Here is a 20,717-nt window from a genome sequence, read left to right on the forward strand (position 1 = left end):
ATGAGTATGAGAGTATCCCAGCAGGGTTTTTCACTGATTGAGCTAATGATTGTCGTCGCTATTGTCGGCATCATCGCAGCGATTGCCTATCCCTCTTATCAAGGCGTTATTTCAGATGGATACCGCGGCACAGGGCAAGCAGATTTACTAGGGCTGGCTTCTGCTATGGAGCGCCACCATAGTGGCTCTTTTAGCTATGAGGGCGCCGCTAATGGTGGCTCAAATACGGGGGCACCGGCAGTCTTTTCAGCATACTCTCCTTCATCTGAGCCAGCGGCAAATAAGCGCTATACGCTGAGTATCGTTGCTGCATCTGCGACAGCTTTCGAACTTAAAGCAACGCCCGTGACGGGGACAGGGCAGGCTGCTGACGGAGCACTCTATTATTTCAGCGATGGTAGAAAAGGTTGGGATAAGAATAATAATGGCAATCTTGAATCTAGTGAATACTGCTGGTCGTGCTAAGCGGTTGAGGGCATTGCATAGCGGCTTCTTTGCTGCCTTTTGAATGTTTAAATAGACCTCTCTCATGGCCTTATTAACGCTCTTAATTAGGGGGGCGTTGAAAGTAATGACGGCGTACCAAATACAGCGATATCACTCCACTGCTGATCTACGTTATCGTTGATATAATCCGTGCGCCTTAGGTTAATCACCGTTGTTTGATTGATTTGAGTATCAAGAATGGTTTCCCAAAGCACTAGCGCCCCAATTTTGCTGTTTAGCAAGTAAGCGCTTGTGCTTGTAAAAAGCATTAAAGTAATTAGCACTTCTACAAGAATTCCTCCCCCTTCAACTCTTGAATTTATACACCGGTTTTCAAGAAAAGCGCGGGGTAAACGCATACTTTTGAAAATACTTCTAAAATATTCAATCTTAATCGTGATCATAGGATGTCCCTGGTATAGGAATTATTTTGGCAAGCACTGTGTTCTCTTGAAGGGTCTTGAGCAGTGGAGTGGAAAGCGTCGCCGTACCGTTTATTTGCTCGGTTACAGGCGCGTTTGATACATAGGTACCACTGATAGAGGCAGAACTCGCAACACGAAGCGTATAAGAATTGTGTGAAGAGGAAAGCATAACAATCAGACCGTAAAGGTGAGTGTTTGCTTGAAGTGTTAAATCGCCATCGGCAACAATTAGCAATACAGGGTTAGAACTAGAGTTATGTGGTAGATCGCTAGTGTCCAGTACACAATCTCCGGTTATCCAAAACACATTCCCAGATAACATATTATGGCATTGGGTCAGACTCTCACCTTCTGCAAAGAAGTTAGCACTAAGTGCTGATGCATCACGGTTAAATAACCAGTTGGTCAATTGGCTATCCCACGAGAATTGCTGAGCGGAAGTAGGCAGTCTCAAAAGAGAAGGATAGCGAAGAAATTTAGCCGTATATGTCGCGTTTGTACTATCGTGGGATACATTCACTTCAAATTGGGTTAGCAGTTGGCTATCTATTCCCTCTAATTCGCTTACCAAAACAGTTGTAGATAAATGAGCCACATCGGTTGTAGTCAAAGCAGTTAAAACGTTTTGTGAGCGTAGTGCTCTGGCAACGTTTTTTACGTGCAGTTTCAACTCAACTTGGTTGCTTTCGGCGTTGCGTCTCACTTTTTCTAAGGTGTAAAACTGCTGGACGCTTTGGGATGTAATTATCGTCGCAAACGTCACAATGCCAAGAAGAATGGCCACAACGGCAAGCACTACCATCCCTTCTTGGTGTTTTTTATTACCAGTGAAGCTCTGGCAACCACGTCTAGCGTTAAAAAACTGTTTTCTTTTCTCAACTGTCATTAGGCACCTCTACGATAAAGCTTTCATGGCTTTGTACCTCTGTGTCGATAATACTTTGAAGCGATATTTTTATTTCGTATGCTACCCCCCAACTACTCTTATATATGCGATTTGCGCTAAACTGAGTGACGGAGAGTGTTTCTGGATCAGTTAAGTCAAACCATCCACCTTGTTCACATGTATTGCCATTTATTCGGTACTCTATCGCCTTGTTGTTTAATCGGTAGCCAAACAGCTCGCCCTGTGATTGTGAGATCGCGCCGTCTTTATTTTTGTCGTAAGAAAATGTGATACAGCTGTTTAAAGGTTCTGTTGAGCGTTCACCAAGAGCGACATTTGAAGCAGGGGAATGGCCGCTAGACAAAGCTATAAATGGGGAAAGTATATTAGCCTCTTCAATAAATCCCGCTCTTCCCAAATGATGAGAAATTGTGCTTTTCAACGCACGCATATCTTCTTCCAAGCTAGTGGCATGTTGGAGTGAAGAGAGCGCTACATGAGATTGCGCAGCATACGAAGCAACAACAGAAATCAGTAAACCGGACAATGCACATGCCACCAAAAGTTCCGTGATGCTGAAACCCGTTGCTCTATAAGGGAGCTTGTTGTGCACATAGGCAATGTTAAGTCTCAACATGGTGCTATACCTACAAAACTCTGTTCACTGCATAACCTTATTCTCCCTAATGAACTGAAGGTTACCTTTGCATTAAAGTGCTCACTAGAAAGAGTAAAGGTAGTATTGCTGCCAAAGTTAAGCGTGCCGTGCTTATTAAAAGCGACCGTTTTGTCTGTGCTACCCACTGTACTGAGTTTGGTATTCCATGCGGTAGGGAGTTCCCAATAAGAGGCCTCATTTAACGCGCATGTTTGATAAGAAGCACAGCTGCAATCCTGTTCGTTACTTATCAATAAACAATTGTCGGTTTCGATTTTCGCTATTAGGTAAAAGGTTTTTTGCTGGGCGAGGGAGTGTATACGTGTTTGTTTTGCAAGTTCTGTGACCCGCGTAGCGAAATATTTGAACGCATTTTTTTCCTGCCACCTTTGAAAAGACGGGACGGTAAGTAAAGAAAGTATGCTTAAAATCAGCAAAGAGACGAGCAGTTCTAATAATGATAGCCCCGCCACCTTGTCAGGCGGTCCATTTTCATTTTTTTCATTGCGAATTGTCCAAAAAGCCATGCGCAAGTCCAGTTATAGCGACAGAGGTAAATTGATAGGCTCAATGTACTGAATAACTCGCTAACGGGAAGCTGTACCATGGAAGGGAATTGCATTACAAATGATAAAAGGCTAGGGCAAGAAGGGTTTACCTTGATTGAGCTATTAGTTGCTATGGCTATTGTTGGATTGCTCAGTCTTGCTGCAACGTCTGCCATAAATACGACACGACAGATAAGCGAGATAAATAAAGTTAAAGCTCATTTACTATCACTTCAAGCGATGCAGTCGACAATGTGGCTCGAAACGGGGCATTACCTTCCGCCAAATGCGTTACCTAGCGCTAACATTCCAAACGTCAATTTTACGCAATCCAGTAGTCAGGGGGGAGGCTATGAAATTACCGCTACACGTTTATCATTAAGTACGGACGACAGCTGCCGAACAATAAAAATCAGTGAAGTAATGCTTTCACCCAAAGAATGCTGGTAAGAAAAGCGTTATACCAATCCGTATAGATAATTACCTATTGAATGTTAGAGTTTTAAAAAGTGCTCATTAGCTGCACGTTAAATCATTACCAGCAAGGTCTTCTTTTGTTCCATCACCATCGCTATCTACAGCGACAGATATTCTGCCATAAAGCGACAGTAAAAGTGCTGACGCATAGTCAGTATCGTCATCATTGGGGCAAAGGGTAATGGTAGCGGCATTGTCGATACCGCCCTGTTCATTAAATACTAAGCTGCCGCTAATACCGTATACAGTGTTGGCCGCATTGAGAGGATCGCTAGCAACGATCAGCTCTTCGTTATTATCTCGGGTACTGTTGCCATTAACATCGATGAACACCATTTTGGCATCTCGCCAGTTGTTTGTGCAGGCTGTGTAATTAGCAGTGGGGCACAACACCACATTAGTTTGCTCGTCTACAGCAGTAAACCGGGCACGCTGAGCAACAGCGCTCAAATTGTTTAAATCAGCAGTAATTCTATTTTTGATCAGTATATTTTGTATCCCTGGTGCAACCGTCGTTAATATTATGGCGAGGACGGCGACAGCCACCAGCATCTCTAAAAGGGTCAGCCCTGTTTGCTTTGAGATTTCGCGACGATAATTTTTCTGCTTATTTTTAATCATTTTAAAACGTTATCTGCCAATATTCTGTTATTCAACGGTAATGCCTTTTGTTTGCCTTTTTGTGGGTTTAATACTTGATTCATCTTATCTGTCACGGCTTACCGCGTTTTCCACAGAGATAGTTTGAAGGCTTAGCCCAACGTTTCTGGGTGTTTCTATCTTCAATGTAATGAAATCAAAAGGTAATAAGGCGTAAATGACCTATATTTTAGGGTAAACTAAAAATCAACGGCAATGGTATGTTTTACTGTGTTATCGCATCGTTGACCATACGCCTTATGGTTAATGAGGCTTCAAATAACATGCCTAGCCTTCATCATAATATAATAGCGATGATTTGACCTTTTAGCAGTGGGTCGGGTCAATGTCTTTCTAATACGGGTGACGATAACACTAACATCCGAAGTGATATTGTCGTAGAATCAAGTTCCAGGACGCCTTAAAAATACGTGGATATTATAATGCAAAAACAAGCAGTTATTGATGAAATGAAAGTGCTGCCTGAAATTGACGTGGAATACGAAGTCGCACGTCGAGTCTCTTTTATAAAGAAGCAGTTGCTCACATCCGGTTTGAATTCTTTGGTACTTGGTATCAGTGGGGGAATTGATTCGTGCACATTGGGCCGTCTCGCTCAATTAGCCGTGAATGAATTGAACGAAGAGCATCACGAGAGCTATCAATTCATTGCAGTTCGATTGCCTTACGATACGCAAGCGGACGAAGAAGATGCACAAAAATCTATCGACTTTATCCAACCTACGCATTCCGTTGTTGTAAACGTAAAGCCTGGCGCAGATGCCATTCATGCCTCAACGGCTGAGGCGCTATCCAATGCAGACCTTCTTCCTTCTAGCGAAGCAAAGCAAGACTTTGTCAAAGGAAATGTTAAAGCGCGCACTCGCATGGTTATTCAATATGAAATTGCGGGTATGGTTGACGGCTTAGTATTAGGTACCGATCACTCGGCTGAAAATATTACAGGGTTTTATACTAAATACGGAGATGGTGCTTGTGACCTGGCACCACTTTTTGGCTTAAGTAAGCGCCAAGTGCGTGCAGTGGCAGCCCATTTAGGTGCGCCGCACAATGTGATTACCAAAGCTCCCACCGCTGATTTGGAGAGTCTTTCTCCGCAAAAGGCGGATGAACAGGCGCTAGGAATGTCTTACGACCAAATCGATGACTTTTTGGAAGGTAAGCCCGTTTCTGCAGAAGTGGAAGAGAAATTGCTCTATATTTATGAGCGCACACAACATAAACGTGTGCCAATTCCAACAATTTACGATGAGTTGTAGTCATGAAAAAAATTGAAGCTATCATTAAACCGTTCAAAATGGACGATGTTAGGGAAGCGCTAGCTGAAGTCGGTATCGCAGGGATGACCGTGTCTGAAGTTAAAGGTTTTGGCCGCCAGAAAGGTCATACCGAGCTTTATCGCGGTGCAGAATACCAAGTTGACTTCCTACCGAAAATTAAAATTGAGCTAGTGCTAGACGATGACAGGGTTGAGCAAGCCGTGGAAGCGATTCAGTCTTCAGCAAAAACTGGCAAAATTGGCGACGGAAAGATATTTGTTTACAGCGTAGAGCAGGCTGTGCGTATTCGTACTGGTGAACAAAACGAAGACGCGATTTAAAAGTCAGTGCTTACTGTGCATGAAAAAGGGAGCCAATTGGCTCCCTTTTCTTTATGCGGATTGGTATAAAAGCGAATGTTCAAACATTTTAGTGGTCGTGCCCGCAACCGCCTTCACCATGAACATGGCCATGTTCAAGTTCTTCTTGCGTTGCTTCACGAACATCAATAACCGATACATCAAACGTAAGTGGAATACCCGCTAGCGGGTGGTTTCCGTCTACAACGACTTCGTCATCAGTAGTTTCGATAATAATGACCGATTGCTCCCCCTGGGGGGTAGTAGCGCGGAAAGACATACCTACTTCAACATCCATCCCTTCAAACATTGAGCGAGGAACAGTTTGCACTAATTCATCAGCTCGCTCTCCATAGGCTTTCTCGGGCTCTACAGATACATTAAAGCTATCGTCTTTTGCTTTGCCAATAAGTGCATCTTCAAGACCTTCGATCAAAAAGCGGCGACCTAAAAGCACTACCAGTGGTGATTTCCCTTCTGAAGAGTCTAGCGTTGTGCCGTCTTCGGTTGATACGGTGTAGTGTAGCGTTACAACGCTGTCAGAAGTAATTGTCATAACAAATCCTATCTTGGCCTTATTGTTAAACTTGTTTCAGGATATAAGGCAGTAAATAAAAAGCGGCAAAACTGCTGCTTAGCGACGTTTTTTCACAATATTGCTAGCTTGTTGCTCAATACTGTACGGCAAGCTATTAGGGTAACAGGTAATAGCGTTATTATCAGCCAGTCTGTGTAAATCTTTAGAAGTAGTGTCGTTATTAAGTACGGCGATAAACCATATTTCGCTCTCTAATGCCGCCACTTTAATAACTTTACCGGCAACGCGCCAATTATCCCCCAGTTGCTTTTCTAGGCTGTCTCCGGGTTTCACAGAGACATGTCCTTCAAGCTTAAAACTGTACGCGGCTCGCTTGTTTTTGCCTAAAAAGCGGGTTCTAGCAACGACCTCTTGACCCATATAGCAGCCTTTATCAAAGTCGATACCGTTGAGAGCCTGTACGTTGATCATTTGCGGAACATATTCGCCTATTGCTTCACTATCGAGCATGGGATGCACGCTTTCAATTTGAATTGCGTCGAATACAGTGTGCGAAAAACAAGGAAGTGAGTGGGCACTTATGTTTTCTTCAAACCGGTCACTCGCGTCTTTAGTTAGGAGCAGTACAAAGCCCTCGCGGCTTGTATTTGCAGTGAATATCACGCCTTGTTCACTTTCTACTTTTTTGAGTGTACTTGCTTCGTTCTGACTTGAACCAAATAGTTTTTCTAGTTCATCAGTTCCAAAAAGCTCACGAAGCAATGTTTGCGTATTGTTGTTTTTAGCTGCGTCAGACGAAATAAAATAGCCGTTATAGCAAGGCGTGTCGTCTACTATATCTACTTTGGAAAAGACGCCATATTTATTAAGTTGCGCCAGAGATTGGTTACCCGCATCGGCATTGGTAAGTAATAACAGCTTGCTTGCATGTCGAGTCACATAGCCTGTCGCCCACGTTTTACCCTTGTTGTCACAATGGGCAAAATGCCTCGCTGTCACTTTGTCCAGCTTGTTAATATTCACGGTGATTTGACCGTGCAGGTAGCTGTCGGCTTGCTCACCTTCCAGAGAAATAATCATTGAGCCGGAAAGCTCAACTATAAATTCGTTAGGTAGGTCGTTTAACGATGCGATAGAGGTCATAGTCACCACTTATAAAATTTCGAGTATGTTTCCAAAGTATGGCATAACCACCATTATTCAAGGGCAAGGTAACCAATTCAGTATAGATTAAGTTCTATTTAGTTTTCGCATCAGACCAAAAGAGCAGTGATCCCCACACTCGCGCCATGGTATTATTGTCAGTAAATAATAAGTGGTAAGGATGACAAATGTTTGAACCAAAAAGATTAGCGAGATTAAAATGGGCTTGCCGTCGGGGTATGCTGGAATTAGATGTGCTGCTACTACCTTTCGTTGAAGAGGCGTTTGAATCTCTTAGCTACGAAGAGCAAGAAACATTTGAGCGGCTACTTACAAGCGATGACCCAGACCTATTTGCATGGATAATGGGTCATCAAAAGTGTGAAGATCCCGAGTTAGCCGCTATGGTTGCGACCATCGTAAATCGTGTCAAAGTATAGAATAAACATAACCTCTAACAAATATAGACCTTTATTGGGGGAGGCATGTGTAGTGCTTATTTTTCACGCAGCGCTATTCAGTCTCCCTTATAATATTTCAACCTGGGTCAACCTTACTGCTACTTTTGCAGTTACCGCTGTAGCGACGCTTATTTGGTTGTCATGGCGTCTTTGGTATGCGCTTAGTAATAACAATAATCCTGTTCAATACGCTATCTCGCTCACGGACGAAGGCGTTATTCGGGTTATCGATGACGAGAGGACGACATTACCAGGTGCCGCCCACCAAGCCATCGATAATGCGAGGGCTGACGGTATTTCGATGAAAATTCATCATACTTCACAGCTTTTTTCTTGGGGGCTCTGTATTATGGTACTTCGTCGTAAGCGTAAGTGGTTTGAAAAAGACTACAGTCACTTAGGTTGGATATTGAAAGGAGAATGCTGCGAAGCAGATTACAGGCGCTTAGCAAGAGCTATTATTTTTGCTAGAAAAGCAACGAATTCAAGGAATTAATAGATGTTTCGTGAGTATACAAAAGCGTTGTTTAAACGCGTGGATGCACGACAGTTAATGCAATTTAAGCCGCCAACGCTGCCACAGCGTATCTACACCAATACTCTTAAGATAGATAATGCGCATTACTGTGCGTTTTGCCAAGAGGTAGACTGGCCGGCGAGCGAACATCCTCACCCCCTCTACTTGCAGATGTTGTCGCTGCCGTTGCAAATGCAGTGCTTATTAGACAAAAAAAGTCCATTTCCTTTGCTAGGCCTTATTCATGCGGCCAATAAAGTGTCAATTCTCGAGCACGTCGATTTAAGCGAGCCTGTTGAATGTCGCGTACGCTTTCATGATGTAAGGCCGCATAATCGCGGATGGGAAGTCGACGTTATGCTTGAGGCGCTCCAATCTGGGCAACTTGTGTATAGGTCCGTAAGCAGTTATTTAGTCAAAATCAAAGCAGTCCATGTTGCGCCCTTTGTCGCTAGAAAAGAAGTACATGAAGACTGTGACATGCAAGATAGAGAGCTTATCGAAGCGCTTAGTGTAAATGCGAATACAGGCCGTCGGTACGCTAAATTATCAGGTGATTATAATCCCATTCATTTATCCCGTATTTCAGCAAAAGTGTTTGGGTTTAAACAGTCTATAGCACATGGTATGTGGACATTGTCTCGTGCAATATCGTCGTTCGTTAGTCATCAAGAAAACGCAGAATCTCTATACGTGGAAGAGGTGACCTGCCGCTTTAAAAAACCTGTTTTCTTGCCAAACGAAATTCATATTCATCAGCATTGTAAAACCCAAACTCATGCGTTGCTTGATGTTACAGACCGCGATGATAGCAACACACATTTATCGGCAAGTGTAAGTTTCTCTGCCAAGTCTTAGCTGTTCGTCGGGTAAAGTACTTGGTAAAGCGTGTTGAAGACGTGTGCGTCTCGTTCAGAGATACCGACGACCGCCTCTTACCATGAAAATAAACGATAAATGGGTTTATCGGGCGCAAATAAAAAGAGAGCACTATGTTGTGCTCTCTAGGGTCTGAATACACTGGTGTATAGTCTAAGCACCACGTCTTAAACGTGTAGCTACTTTAGTCAGCGTCATTAAAGCTGTCTTGGGTAATTAACGAACCTACATCACTGCCTGAAAGCTGCTTTCTTGGGATCAGAACAGTAGGCTTGGGATTATCCAGTTGTTCAGGATGGTCTAGATTGAAGTGTAGTCCACGACTTTCTTTTCTCTCCATAGCGCATCGCACAATGAGCTCTGCGACAGTAACAAGGTTGCGCAGCTCTAGTAGGTTATTGCTTACTCTAAAGTGAGAGTAGTATTCGGTAATTTCTTGCTCTAACAGTTTAATCCGTCGCATAGCGCGTTCTAGGCGCTTGTCTGTGCGCACAATGCCAACGTAATCCCACATAAATAGCCTTAGTTCGTGCCAATTATGTTGAATAATGACTTCTTCGTCAGAGTTAGATACCTGACTTTCGTCCCAAGGCGCGATAGATTCTTCGCAGTCAGCGCTAGGCAACTTCTTTAAAATGTCTTCAGCAGCAGCGCTTGCAAACACCACGCACTCTAACAGAGAGTTAGATGCCATGCGGTTTGCTCCGTGAAGCCCAGTGTAGGCTACTTCACCAATTGCATAAACATTGTTTAAGTCTGTTTTAGCGTTAAAATCTGTCATAACGCCCCCGCAACTATAGTGTGCTGCTGGAACAACGGGGATGGGTTCGCGGGTAATATCTATGCCAAGTGAACGGCACTTCCGATAGATATTAGGGAAATGTTTAACGATAAAGTCAGCGGGCTTATGACTGATATCTAAATACATGCAGTCAGCGCCCAATCGCTTCATTTCATAATCTATGGCCCGGGCTACTACATCACGAGGGGCAAGGTCGCCGCGCTCATCAAATTTGTGCATAAAGCGCGTGCCATCGGCGTGACAAAGGTTAGCACCTTCGCCCCGTAAGGCCTCTGTAATCAAGAAGTTGCGTGCTTGAGGATGATATAAACATGTAGGATGGAACTGATTGAACTCCATATTAGCAACGCGACAACCCGCGCGCCACGCCATTGCGATGCCATCGCCACTAGAAACATCTGGATTAGACGTATATTGGTAAACCTTACTGCCACCGCCCGTTGCTAAAGCGACAAATGGCGCGCGGATAACCTCTACATGCTCTTGTTGCCTGTTCCAAACATAGGCGCCCACAACACTATTTTTCTCTTCTCTGGAAGGGATGAGGTCAATTGCATTATAGCGTTCGAATACATGAATATTTGGATGCGTGGATACCGCATCATTCAAGGTGATTTGAAGTGCTTCGCCGGTTGCATCTGCGGCGTGAAGAATTCGTCTGTGGCTATGACCTCCTTCACGGGTTAAGTGAAAGCGCTCTTCACCCGACTCGTTTTTCTCTGTGTCAAACGGTACGCCATAACCAATCAGCCATTCAAGAGAAGACTTGGCTCGCTCTGCGGTAAATCGCACTGCCGGCTCCTCGCAAAGGCCTGCACCGGCTGCTAGGGTATCAGTAACATGAGCATCAATGGAATCTTGCTCATCAAATACTGCCGCAATGCCACCTTGGGCATAACGTGTAGAGCCTTCGTTTCTGTCACTCTTACTCAGCACGATAACCTGACAATGGTCAGCAAGCTTGAGTGCAAGGCTTAATCCTGCCGCGCCGCTCCCAATAATCAATACGTCACAACGGTGTTCTATTGCATTTGATGTGGAAGTTAGTGAAGACGATACAGATTTCATGTATTTTTATATCAATCCAAACGAGCAAAGGTTCGGCAAGTCTAAAGGATGAAAAGCAAAACACAATCATTCTTGGCCTCTGTCTTAAGCATTTTTTCAAATATTTAATACTTTTACCGAACTTTTAAGAAAAGAACGCGTCTACACCCATGCTTGTTAGAGCTATGTGTAGTTGAAGTAGGGAGTAATGGCTCGAATGAGCGAGCAGATAACCGACCAGCAACTGGTTGAAAAAGTACAGCGTGGCGATAAAAATGCGTTTAATTTGTTGGTAACTCGTTACCAGCACAAAGTGATGCATCTCGTCTCTCGCTATGTGAAAAATACCGGTGACGTGGCAGATGTAACGCAAGAAGCGTTTATCAAAGCCTATCGTGCCTTACCTAACTTTCGTGGCGACAGTGCATTTTACACTTGGCTCTATCGCATCGCGGTAAATAGCGCCAAGAACTATCTTGTATCTCAAGGTCGTAAGCCACCGGCCAGTGATGTTGATGCTGATGAGGCTGACTTCTATGAAGGCAGTGACGCACTTAAAGAGCAGTCAACACCGGAGAGAAGTTTACTCTCTGAAGAATTAGAGGAAACGCTCTTTAAAGTCGTGGAGAAGCTGCCTGACGATTTACGTATGGCAATTACACTTCGCGAAATTGAAGGGCTGAGTTACGAAGAAATTGCAAATGTAATGTCGTGCCCGGTTGGAACCGTGAGATCGCGTATTTTTAGGGCTCGTGAAGCGATAGATAAAGTTATTCAGCCGTTGTTAGAGAATTAAAGAAAAAGAAAATCAAAAAAAGATGAACTTTCTTTTTTACAAGATGACTAACAGCTGTGTTAGGGTAGTTAATGATCAAATTGATCTGGAAATGAATATATGACGCAACAGCAAGAAAAATTGTCCGCATTCATGGATGGTGAGATAGAAGGCAATGAAATCATCGATGCAATAAAGCATGATGAGGCGCTTCAAGCCAAATGGAAACGTTACCATGTATATCGCGGTGCAATGCGCAAAGAGGCAAGCGTTGCTCCACAACTTGATATTACAGCAAGCGTAGCCGCGGCACTTGAAAATGAGCCAGCTATATTGGCACCAAAACGCTCCCGTTGGGCATCAATACCTTTGATTGGAAATGTTGTTCCATTTGCAAAGCAGTCTGGCCAATTTGCGGTAGCGGCTTCGGTAGCCGTGGCAGTTATCTTTGGTGTTCAATACTCCAATCAGGATGCACCAACAGAGCCGTTCATGACGGCGCCGACAATCGCCCCTCAAGGCGGTTTGGCACCAGTCAGCCTGGAGCAAACTCGTGCATTGCCGCGCAACGACATGAATGAAGTTCTTGAGAAAAAGCGTAAGATAAATGCGCTAATTGCTGACCATGAACAGCAAATAAAACTCAAGCAAGCGCAAGAAGGCGAGAACGAAAGTAACGCAAGCGGCCCACAGCGACCTTAATAAGTTAATTTGGTAAGCTAAATTGGGCATCATGTTTTTGATGCCGTTGCTTCTCGACTAGCGAGTCAGTCAGAGTATTTAGAAAAACGCGCTGTTGCGAGAGCTTGACTGACCGCAATACGGTTTTATATTTTAATCATACCAGCATATACTGCTGGTATGTTTGTTTTAAGGCGGGAAAAAATGCGCTTTAGTTCCATCCTTGCACTTTTTTTCATTTCGGGCGTTGTTATTCAACCAGCATTTGCCCAATCAGTTTCTTCCACCGAAGAAACTCAGTCATCTGATACAGTTACTCAACCTTCTCCATCGGAAATACTTGGTGAAGAGCCTAATAAGCAAAGCCTTCAAAACAATGAAGCGGATAACGGACGCGAAGAACGCCAAGCTGATGAGCAAAGTGAGGCAGTGAGGCGAACAGACGTGTCACAATCGGCAAGCCAATGGCTCGCTGAGTTGCAGAACATCATCACTAATGCCAATTTTCAGGTGTCGTTTGTTCAAACAGTTGCGGGTAAGGAAACCATTCCTTATCTGTGGCGCCATGGAATTATGGAAGATGGTTCAGAACTAGAACAGTTAAATCTTCAAAATGGTCCGGGTAGAGAGTTAATTCGCGTTAATGACGTGGTAAGCGTGTTTGAACCTGATGTGCAACCATACAGTTTGCGGTCTAAACATATTAACGGTCCCATACCTAGTGCGCTTCTTTATCACCCAGAACAGCTATCAGACGCTTATGAATTTGTGGCGGTGGGAAGAGCAAGGGTCGCAGGTCGTTCGGCTCAGCAAATTCGTATAGTGAGTCGAGACAACACTCGCTTTGGCTATCAACTATGGCTAGACGAATCGTCAGGTATGTTGTTGAAGCTAAATATGCTCGATTTACAGGGTGGGCTTTTGGAGCAAATTCAAGTTACTGCATTTGCTATATCACCGTCGCCCGCAGAGTATTTTTCACGAATTAACTCTGCGTCTTTACCCCCACCGATGGCCCTAAGCAACACGCCCATGCGCCCGCACAGTTGGGATGTGACTTACTTGCCAGCGGGAATGAGAGAGATTAAGCAAGATACAAGACGACTGGCATTAACGGGGCAGGTGGTAGAGTATAAACTTTTCTCAGATGGTCTGGTTGATGTGTCTGTCTATGTTCAACCGGCCGATGACGCATTAGGTGAAACGTTGGCATTACGTAATGAAGTGAGTACGTTTCTAACGCTTACAGATGGCAAGGCGCAAGTGACTGTAGTGGGTGAGATACCACTACAAACAGCTAACGCTATTGCAAATTCTTTAAGACCAGTCACAAATTAGTACCAGTATTAATGATTAAAGAAACAGCTATGGTAATTGCGGTCGATGGAGATAGTGTTACCGTTGAAGCAGCAATAAAATCTACTTGCAACGCTTGCCAAGCGCAAAGTGACTGTGGCACGGGAGTTATCTCTCGCGCCATTGCGCCGAAAACTGAACAGTTGACATTACGAACCCCGATGACGGTACATGTGGGACAAAAAGTTATTGTCGGTATACCTGAAGCCGGTATCTTAAGTGCGTCGGCGTGGTTATATTTATTACCATTGATAACTTTTATGGGCGCATATTCAGCCTTTATGTCGGTGCTTAGCGGTACAGCTATCGCTCATGAATTGTGGGCGACTATTCCTAGTGCCTTCACCACCTTCGTAGTTTATAAGCTTATCGCATACAAGCTAAAACGGGTTGAAAGCACCAAGTATCAACCCGTATTGCTTGGAACATCAGACGTTTAATCGTTTATATGCTTTTTTGTATCAGGGTACATCGGTCTGGAATCTGTGCATTTAGCAAGATGCTTGTTACTAAGAAAATGAGTGTTGTGTAGCGCAGTGTCATGCCTTTTGGGGTAAGTAACGCAGGCAGTTGCTATCTTTGGTGTTTGTTAATTTACGCATTCTTTAACTGTAGCCTACTAATTTTCTACATGGTGATTCGCTTTTCGCTTGAGAAATGGGTAAAATCCGCACGCGCTGCGTATAACCCTTGAAGCAAGGCAAGCAGCATTTTTTGTTTAATGAATTTTTCTGCAGGTAATTTCCAGCATTATGCAACAATCGCACATTCGTAATTTCAGTATTATCGCCCACATTGACCACGGTAAGTCTACGCTGTCAGACCGTTTAATCCAGCACTGTGGAGGGCTAACAGATCGCGAAATGGCTGAGCAGGTCCTCGACTCTATGGACCTGGAAAAAGAGCGCGGTATTACTATCAAAGCGCAAAGCGTGACACTGAACTATGAAGCGCGTGATGGTGAAACTTATCAGCTGAACTTCATCGATACTCCTGGGCATGTCGACTTCACCTATGAAGTTTCTCGTTCACTTGCCGCCTGTGAAGGTGCGCTTTTGGTGGTTGATGCGGGTCAGGGCGTAGAAGCACAAACATTGGCAAACTGCTATACCGCCATCGAGATGGATATGGAAGTAGTGCCGGTGTTAAATAAAATCGACCTGCCACAGGCCGAGCCAGACCGTGTAGCAGAAGAAATTGAAGATATTGTTGGTATCGATGCTCTTGACGCTGTGCGCTGCTCAGCGAAGACAGGTATCGGTATTGAAGATGTACTTGAAGTTATTGTAAATAAGATCCCACCGCCAGAGGGCGACCGCGAAGCGCCGCTTAAAGCACTTATTATCGATTCTTGGTTCGACAACTATCAGGGTGTTGTCTCTTTGGTACGCATTATGGAAGGACAGCTGACCAAAAAAGATAAGATTCAAATCATGTCGAACGGGCAGACACACCAAGTTGATAAAATTGGTGTATTTACGCCTAAGCCTCTGGATACAGGTGTATTGAGAGCAGGTGAAGTAGGCTTCATTATTGCCGGGATTAAAGATATTCAAGGTGCGCCGGTGGGCGACACCATTACATTGGCTCGCGACCCCGCTGATGCCATGTTACCCGGGTTTAAAAAGGTCAAGCCTCAGGTTTACGCTGGTATTTTCCCAATAAGCTCGGATGACTACGAAGACTTTCGTGACGCCCTCGCGAAGCTTAGCCTAAACGATGCATCGCTTTTTTATGAGCCAGAAAGCTCTGCGGCGCTCGGCTTTGGTTTCCGTATTGGATTCCTTGGCATGCTACACATGGAAATTATTCAAGAACGCTTAGAACGTGAGTATGACTTAGGCCTCATCACTACTGCGCCTACGGTAATCTACGAAGTAGAAACGACAAAAGGCGAAATACTTACCGTTGATAGCCCAGCAAAGCTGCCACCGGTTAATGATATCGCTGAAATTCGAGAGCCTATGGTTGAAGCTAATATTCTTGTACCGCAAGAATATTTAGGTAACGTCATTACCCTTTGTATTGAAAAGCGCGGTATGCAAACCAACATGACCTACCACGGTAAACAAGTAGCAGTCACTTACGAACTGCCTATGGCTGAAGTGGTACTCGACTTCTTTGACCGCTTAAAATCGACCAGCCGTGGCTTCGCGTCATTAGATTACAATTTCAAGCGCTTCCAGACATCAGACATGGTGCGTGTAGATATTCTTATCAACGGTGAGCGCGTAGACGCACTCGCAGTGATTACCCATAGAGAAAATTCTCAAGGCCGTGGACGCGAGTTAGTTGAAAAGCTTCGTGAGCTTATTCCACGTCAGATGTTCGATATCGCTATTCAAGCGGCTATTGGTAACCACATTGTTGCAAGAAGTACAGTAAAGCAGTTGCGTAAGAACGTAATCGCGAAGTGTTATGGCGGTGACGTAAGCCGTAAGAAGAAGCTACTTCAAAAGCAGAAAGAAGGTAAAAAGCGAATGAAGCAAGTGGGTAATGTTGAATTGCCACAAGATGCGTTCCTTGCAGTTCTTAAGGTAGGTAAATAATGGCAAATTACTTCTCCTTGATTTTGGTGGCACTCACCTTAATAACAGGATTAATCTGGCTAGTGGATAGCCTGGTGTTTGCGCCAAAGCGAAAAGCACGTTTACAGGCTGCGGCTACCGCAGAAGGAGCGGGCTATGGAGAAGACCCTCAACTGCCGTACTTAGTTGATACCTCACAACAGATTTTCCCTGTTATCGCGTTCGTTTTGGTATTGCGCTCATTTTTGTATGAACCGTTTCAAATCCCTTCAGGCTCAATGATGCCCACGCTATTGGTGGGTGACTTTATTTTGGTTGAAAAGTTTGCCTACGGCGTGAAAGACCCGGTTTTCAGAAGCAAGCTTATTGAAACCGGCGTGCCAGAACGCGGCGATGTAGTGGTTTTTAAATATCCTGAAGACCCGTCAATTGACTACATCAAGCGAGTAATTGGCCTACCCGGTGATACCGTGGTTTACCAAAATAAACAGGTTTATATCAAACCTAAATGCGAGTCTGGTAACAACTGTGCGAAACTTAAGGCAGTACCGCTTACGTTCCAAGAACGAGGTGAGTTTGTACAAGATATGGCGCAGTTAATGCGTTACACCGAAGATTTAGGCACAGTAGAGCACGACATATTACGCCACCCGGTACGCGAGATTTCGCCAGTTAATTTTTATACGCAGCCGGGTACGCGTAGCAACGAGTGGATTGTGCCAGAAGGTCAGTATTTCGTGTTAGGGGATAACCGTGACAACAGCCGCGACAGTCGCTTCTGGGGTTTTGTGCCCGATGCGAACTTGGTTGGAAAAGCGGTAGCGATTTGGATTTCATTTGAATTTGAGCGCAGCCCATCAGATTTCCTACCAACGTGGGTACCAACAGGTATTCGATTCGAGCGAGCAGGTGGCATTCATTAATGCAGGGAATTGATAAATATCGTCGTCTTTACAAGGCGATAGGCTACACATTTACCAATGAAGCTTTATTGGAACAAGCACTTACTCACCGCAGTGCAGCTAAGCAGCACAACGAGCGCTTAGAGTTTTTGGGCGATGCCATCTTGGGTATGATTGTTGGGGAAACCTTGTTCAAGCGTTTTCCAACCGTACCTGAAGGGAAGCTAACCAGAATGCGTTCAACCCTGGTCAAAGGTGAAACGCTAGCGGAGTTAGCTAAAGAGGCGTGCGTGGGTGAATTGCTTAACCTAGGACCTGGTGAGCTAAAAAGTGGTGGGCACAGAAGAAGTTCAATCTTAGCTGATGCCGTTGAAGCTATTTTAGGGGCCATTTATCTCGACTCTGGTATGGATGAGGTTCGCAGCGTTATTGACCGACTGTGGGAAAGCCGCATCAACAAATTAGATCCTAACGCGCACCCTAAAGACAGTAAAACACGCCTTCAAGAATTTTTGCAAGGGCGTAAGCAATCGCTACCAACCTATGAAGTTCTGTCTATTTCGGGTAAAGATCACGCGCAAACATTTGAAGTAAGCTGCAAGGTAGAAAGCCTTTCTGAAGCAGTCGTGGCGTCTGGCAATAGCCGTCGTAAAGCAGAACAAGAAGCTGCTCGTTTAACATTGGAGAAGCTTGATGACAACGCATAATCAATCAGAAATGCCAGATATCCAAACACGCTGTGGTCTAGTGGCTATTGTTGGTCGCCCAAACGTGGGTAAATCAACTTTGCTTAATCGTTTGCTGGGCCAAAAAGTAAGTATTACTTCTCGCAAACCACAAACTACCCGACATCGTATCCTAGGCATTGACACTGACGGAGAGTATCAAGCGATATATGTTGATACGCCAGGGCTCCACCAAGACGAAAAACGTGCAATTAACCGCTATATGAACCGTGCGGCATCCAGCTCTTTGGCTGAGGTTGGCCTCGTGTTATTTGTCGTAGAAGGCGACCGTTTTAATGCTGAAGATGAAATGGTGTTAAACAAGGTTAAGCAAGCGAACCTTCCTTGCTATCTTATCGTAAATAAAATGGATAAGGTGGAAGACAAAGAGAACTTCATGGTTCATCTTCAAAAACTCGGTGAAAAGCACGAGTTTGAGCACATGATCCCTATCAGTGCAAAACAGAATAAAATGGTTGATGAAATAAGAGAGCTTGTTGCCAAATCTCTGCCAAAAAGCGAGTTCTTTTTTCCAGAAGACTATATCACCGACCGTTCTAGTCGCTTTATGGCGGCTGAGATAATTCGTGAAAAACTCATGCGGTTTACCGGCGATGAATTGCCGTACTCAACCACCGTTGAGATAGAACAGTTTAAGATGGCTGAAAATGGCGTGTACCGCATAAGCGGGCTTATTCTGGTTGAGCGTGAAACACAAAAACGCATGATCATCGGAAAAGGCGGTAAGCATTTGAAAACCATTGGTGAGCATGCCCGTAAAGACATGGAAAACTTGTTTGACAACAAAGTGTTCCTAGAGCTCTGGGTTAAGGTTAAGCAAGGCTGGGCAGACGATGAGCGTGCTTTGCGCTCACTGGGTTACGGCGACGACAGCAACTTTTAGTTTAAGATTATACTGACTGTATAACGCTAGTTGATTGTAACTGGCGTTGTATTAGAGCGTATAGTCAGTCAGCATTTTTGTTTAGCTGAATGGCTTTTGGTAACTACCTTAGTAACATGCGCTGATGTGAGTATTTACAGGGTTATCTACTTATCCGGTTTTAAAAGCACTCGCAGGCGTAATAACCTTTTTCAGGAGCGGTATATGGCAATTTCAGATATGCGCAGGCAGTACTCAAAGGGCAGTTTGAGTGAGTCAGATATTACTTCAAATCCGTTTACCTTATTCGATAAATGGCTGAAAGATGCTATTGACGCTGGCATTCCCGATCCGACAGCAATGACGGTTGCTACCGTTGATGCAAGTGGTCAGCCCTCTCAACGTATTGTCCTTTTGAAAGATGTGAGCGAAAAAGGTTTTGTATTTTTCACAAATTTAGGTAGCCGCAAAGCACAAGAGTTATCGGCCAATCCGAAAGTATCATGCCATTTTCCATGGTTTTTTATGGAACGCCAAGTAAGAGTATGCGGAAGTGTCGAGAAGCTTTCTGTATCTGAGAACGCAGCGTACTTTTTCTCTCGGCCTAAAGACAGTCAGCTTGCCGCCTATGCTTCAAAACAAAGTAAGCCTATTGGCAGTAGAGAATTACTGCTTACCCAGTTCAAGCAGCTAAAAGATAAATTTGCCAATAAGGAGCTTCCTGTTCCCGATTTTTGGGGCGGCTTCAGAATTGTGCCTCACCAAATTGAATTCTGGCAGGGTGGGGAAGACAGGCTACACGATCGTTTTGAGTACAATAAAACTCAAGAAGGCACGTGGGCTACACAGCGTTTAATGCCATAAGCGAGAGGTGCGCAAGGCTTAAGCGCTATGAGGCTTACCTTGAAGTATTCATGTTATGATAGATAGTCACTGTCACCTAGATCTACTCGCCTCGCGTAAAAATCTAGAAGTGGTGTTGGATAGCGCTGCATCCAATGGTCTATCGAGGATAATGGCGCCAAGTGTTCATCCTGAATCTTGGCGTGAGCTTCAAAACATAGCAGATCAATATCGAAACATTCTCCCAATCGATAGTGCTCTTGGACTTCATCCTTATTTTCTTGACGCAAACGACGCTCTTCCGTCAGACAAGGTTATATCGCATCAACTATCTCTACTTGAAGAAGCAGCGTTAGCTCGTCATGCATCGGTAAAAGCTATTGGTGAAACAGGGGTTGATGGACACATTGATACACCCGTAAAGCTGCAGCAGCAGGTTTTCAATGCTCATCTGGCTCTTGCCGAGCGAGTGTCCTTACCCGTAATCGTTCATCACAGGAAGAGCCATCACTTACTGCTTGAATGCTTCAAGCAATCTAATTATCAAGGTAGTGGCGTAATTCATGCGTTTTCTGGCAGTGTAGAAGTAGCAAAAGGCTATATCGAGCGCGGTTTTTATTTAGGTATTGGTGGGACTATCACCTATGAGCGGGCGAAGAAAACGCGCGAAACGTTGGGCTATTTGCTGGAGCACCACATTGACAAACTACTTCTTGAGACAGATGCGCCGGATATGCCGATGTGCGGACGTCAGGGAGAGCCCAACGAACCTGGTTATCTCACAGACGTGGTAGACGCGATAAGCGAGCTCTATAGCGTAGAAAAAAGTGAGGTAATAGCAGCTACAACACGTAATTATTTTCGCTTATTTGGATAGCA

At 44.4% G+C, this 20,717-nt stretch carries 25 protein-coding genes; 17 read left to right on the forward strand and 8 right to left on the reverse strand.

From position 1 onward, the window contains the following. Positions 1-465 carry a type IV pilin protein gene (locus C6Y39_RS13050; RefSeq protein ID WP_105931687.1) on the forward strand — a complete coding sequence of 155 codons (465 nt, stop codon included), beginning with the start codon at positions 1-3 and terminating at the stop codon, positions 463-465. Between the two features lie 86 nt (positions 466-551). Here C6Y39_RS13050 and C6Y39_RS13055 read toward each other — a convergent pair whose 3' ends face one another. Genes C6Y39_RS13055 through C6Y39_RS13070 form a run of 4 tightly spaced genes read right to left on the reverse strand, consistent with a single transcriptional unit; the run spans position 552 to position 2,982 of the window. After that, positions 552-890: a hypothetical protein gene (locus C6Y39_RS13055; protein WP_240618891.1), complete on the reverse strand. Its 339-nt coding sequence runs from the start codon at positions 888-890 to the stop codon at positions 552-554. Beyond that, positions 877-1,797 (reverse strand): hypothetical protein, encoded by a 921-nt coding sequence (locus C6Y39_RS13060; protein WP_105931688.1) that lies wholly within the window; start codon positions 1,795-1,797, stop codon positions 877-879. Before C6Y39_RS13060 ends, C6Y39_RS13055 begins: the two co-directional genes overlap by 14 nt. After that, a complete protein-coding gene (locus C6Y39_RS13065; protein WP_105931689.1) occupies positions 1,787-2,434 on the reverse strand; it encodes a potassium:proton antiporter in 648 nt (215 codons plus the stop codon). Before C6Y39_RS13065 ends, C6Y39_RS13060 begins: the two co-directional genes overlap by 11 nt. Continuing rightward, positions 2,428-2,982 carry a prepilin-type N-terminal cleavage/methylation domain-containing protein gene (locus C6Y39_RS13070; RefSeq protein ID WP_105931690.1) on the reverse strand — a complete coding sequence of 185 codons (555 nt, stop codon included), beginning with the start codon at positions 2,980-2,982 and terminating at the stop codon, positions 2,428-2,430. The genes C6Y39_RS13065 and C6Y39_RS13070 overlap by 7 nt, the downstream gene beginning before the upstream one ends. A 78-nt stretch (positions 2,983-3,060) precedes the next feature. Between C6Y39_RS13070 and C6Y39_RS13075 the strand changes: the two genes are divergently transcribed. Further along, the gene (locus C6Y39_RS13075) at positions 3,061-3,453 is read left to right on the forward strand and encodes a type IV pilin protein (protein WP_105931691.1); all 393 of its coding nucleotides are present in this window, start codon (positions 3,061-3,063) and stop codon (positions 3,451-3,453) included. A 66-nt stretch (positions 3,454-3,519) separates the two neighbouring features. Here C6Y39_RS13075 and C6Y39_RS13080 read toward each other — a convergent pair whose 3' ends face one another. Then, positions 3,520-4,101, reverse strand: a complete 582-nt coding sequence (locus C6Y39_RS13080; protein WP_105931692.1) for a GspH/FimT family pseudopilin — start codon at positions 4,099-4,101, stop codon at positions 3,520-3,522. Positions 4,102-4,562: 461 nt separating this feature from the next. Here C6Y39_RS13080 and nadE point away from each other — a divergent pair, with 461 nt between their 5' ends. Next, on the forward strand, positions 4,563-5,399 hold the full coding sequence (gene nadE, locus C6Y39_RS13085; protein WP_105931693.1) for an ammonia-dependent NAD(+) synthetase: 837 nt from the start codon (positions 4,563-4,565) through the stop codon (positions 5,397-5,399). Positions 5,400-5,401: 2 nt separating this feature from the next. Further along, entirely contained in the window at positions 5,402-5,740 is a 339-nt protein-coding gene (locus C6Y39_RS13090) for a P-II family nitrogen regulator (RefSeq protein ID WP_105931694.1), read from the forward strand. 88 nt (positions 5,741-5,828) lie between these two features. On the opposite strand, the gene C6Y39_RS13095 is transcribed toward C6Y39_RS13090, so the two are convergent. Further along, on the reverse strand, positions 5,829-6,314 hold the full coding sequence (locus C6Y39_RS13095) for an FKBP-type peptidyl-prolyl cis-trans isomerase (RefSeq protein ID WP_105931695.1): 486 nt from the start codon (positions 6,312-6,314) through the stop codon (positions 5,829-5,831). A 78-nt stretch (positions 6,315-6,392) separates the two neighbouring features. Then, a complete protein-coding gene (ygfZ, locus tag C6Y39_RS13100) occupies positions 6,393-7,439 on the reverse strand; it encodes a CAF17-like 4Fe-4S cluster assembly/insertion protein YgfZ (protein ID WP_105931696.1) in 1,047 nt (348 codons plus the stop codon). Between the two features lie 188 nt (positions 7,440-7,627). On the opposite strand from ygfZ, the gene C6Y39_RS13105 reads away from it, so the two are divergent. The 3 genes from C6Y39_RS13105 to C6Y39_RS13115 are packed head-to-tail and all read left to right on the forward strand — an operon-like array spanning position 7,628 to position 9,275. Beyond that, positions 7,628-7,879, forward strand: a complete 252-nt coding sequence (locus tag C6Y39_RS13105) for an FAD assembly factor SdhE (RefSeq protein ID WP_105931697.1) — start codon at positions 7,628-7,630, stop codon at positions 7,877-7,879. 52 nt (positions 7,880-7,931) lie between these two features. Continuing rightward, positions 7,932-8,396 carry a hypothetical protein gene (locus C6Y39_RS13110; protein WP_240618892.1) on the forward strand — a complete coding sequence of 155 codons (465 nt, stop codon included), beginning with the start codon at positions 7,932-7,934 and terminating at the stop codon, positions 8,394-8,396. A gap of 3 nt (positions 8,397-8,399) precedes the next feature. After that, complete coding sequence (locus C6Y39_RS13115; RefSeq protein ID WP_105931698.1) at positions 8,400-9,275, forward strand: MaoC/PaaZ C-terminal domain-containing protein; 876 nt, start codon at positions 8,400-8,402, stop codon at positions 9,273-9,275. Between the two features lie 205 nt (positions 9,276-9,480). On the opposite strand, the gene nadB is transcribed toward C6Y39_RS13115, so the two are convergent. Further along, complete coding sequence (nadB, locus tag C6Y39_RS13120) at positions 9,481-11,166, reverse strand: L-aspartate oxidase (protein ID WP_105931699.1); 1,686 nt, start codon at positions 11,164-11,166, stop codon at positions 9,481-9,483. A 196-nt stretch (positions 11,167-11,362) separates the two neighbouring features. On the opposite strand from nadB, the gene rpoE reads away from it, so the two are divergent. The 10 genes from rpoE (at position 11,363) to C6Y39_RS13170 (ending at position 20,715) form a co-directional block, all read left to right on the forward strand. After that, positions 11,363-11,941, forward strand: coding sequence for an RNA polymerase sigma factor RpoE (gene rpoE / locus C6Y39_RS13125; protein WP_105931700.1), 579 nt, complete (start codon positions 11,363-11,365; stop codon positions 11,939-11,941). 99 nt (positions 11,942-12,040) lie between these two features. Continuing rightward, entirely contained in the window at positions 12,041-12,622 is a 582-nt protein-coding gene (locus tag C6Y39_RS13130; RefSeq protein WP_105931701.1) for a sigma-E factor negative regulatory protein, read from the forward strand. A 183-nt stretch (positions 12,623-12,805) separates the two neighbouring features. Beyond that, positions 12,806-13,939: a MucB/RseB C-terminal domain-containing protein gene (locus C6Y39_RS13135; RefSeq protein WP_105931702.1), complete on the forward strand. Its 1,134-nt coding sequence runs from the start codon at positions 12,806-12,808 to the stop codon at positions 13,937-13,939. Between the two features lie 11 nt (positions 13,940-13,950). After that, a complete protein-coding gene (locus tag C6Y39_RS13140) occupies positions 13,951-14,397 on the forward strand; it encodes a SoxR reducing system RseC family protein (protein WP_105931703.1) in 447 nt (148 codons plus the stop codon). 312 nt (positions 14,398-14,709) lie between these two features. Further along, positions 14,710-16,506 (forward strand): translation elongation factor 4, encoded by a 1,797-nt coding sequence (gene lepA, locus C6Y39_RS13145; protein ID WP_105931704.1) that lies wholly within the window; start codon positions 14,710-14,712, stop codon positions 16,504-16,506. Then, positions 16,506-17,408 carry a signal peptidase I gene (lepB, locus tag C6Y39_RS13150; protein WP_105931705.1) on the forward strand — a complete coding sequence of 301 codons (903 nt, stop codon included), beginning with the start codon at positions 16,506-16,508 and terminating at the stop codon, positions 17,406-17,408. The genes lepA and lepB overlap by 1 nt, the downstream gene beginning before the upstream one ends. Next, the gene (gene rnc / locus C6Y39_RS13155) at positions 17,408-18,094 is read left to right on the forward strand and encodes a ribonuclease III (protein WP_105931706.1); all 687 of its coding nucleotides are present in this window, start codon (positions 17,408-17,410) and stop codon (positions 18,092-18,094) included. The genes lepB and rnc overlap by 1 nt, the downstream gene beginning before the upstream one ends. A gap of 10 nt (positions 18,095-18,104) precedes the next feature. Beyond that, positions 18,105-19,016 (forward strand): GTPase Era, encoded by a 912-nt coding sequence (era, locus tag C6Y39_RS13160; RefSeq protein WP_105931760.1) that lies wholly within the window; start codon positions 18,105-18,107, stop codon positions 19,014-19,016. Positions 19,017-19,220: 204 nt separating this feature from the next. Beyond that, a complete protein-coding gene (gene pdxH, locus C6Y39_RS13165; protein WP_105931707.1) occupies positions 19,221-19,859 on the forward strand; it encodes a pyridoxamine 5'-phosphate oxidase in 639 nt (212 codons plus the stop codon). A gap of 55 nt (positions 19,860-19,914) precedes the next feature. After that, complete coding sequence (locus C6Y39_RS13170) at positions 19,915-20,715, forward strand: TatD family hydrolase (protein ID WP_105931708.1); 801 nt, start codon at positions 19,915-19,917, stop codon at positions 20,713-20,715. The last annotated feature ends 2 nt before the right edge of the window (positions 20,716-20,717 follow it).

The sequence above is a fragment of the Alteromonas gracilis genome (assembly GCF_002993325.1).
Classification (GTDB): Bacteria; Pseudomonadota; Gammaproteobacteria; order Enterobacterales; family Alteromonadaceae; genus Alteromonas; species Alteromonas gracilis.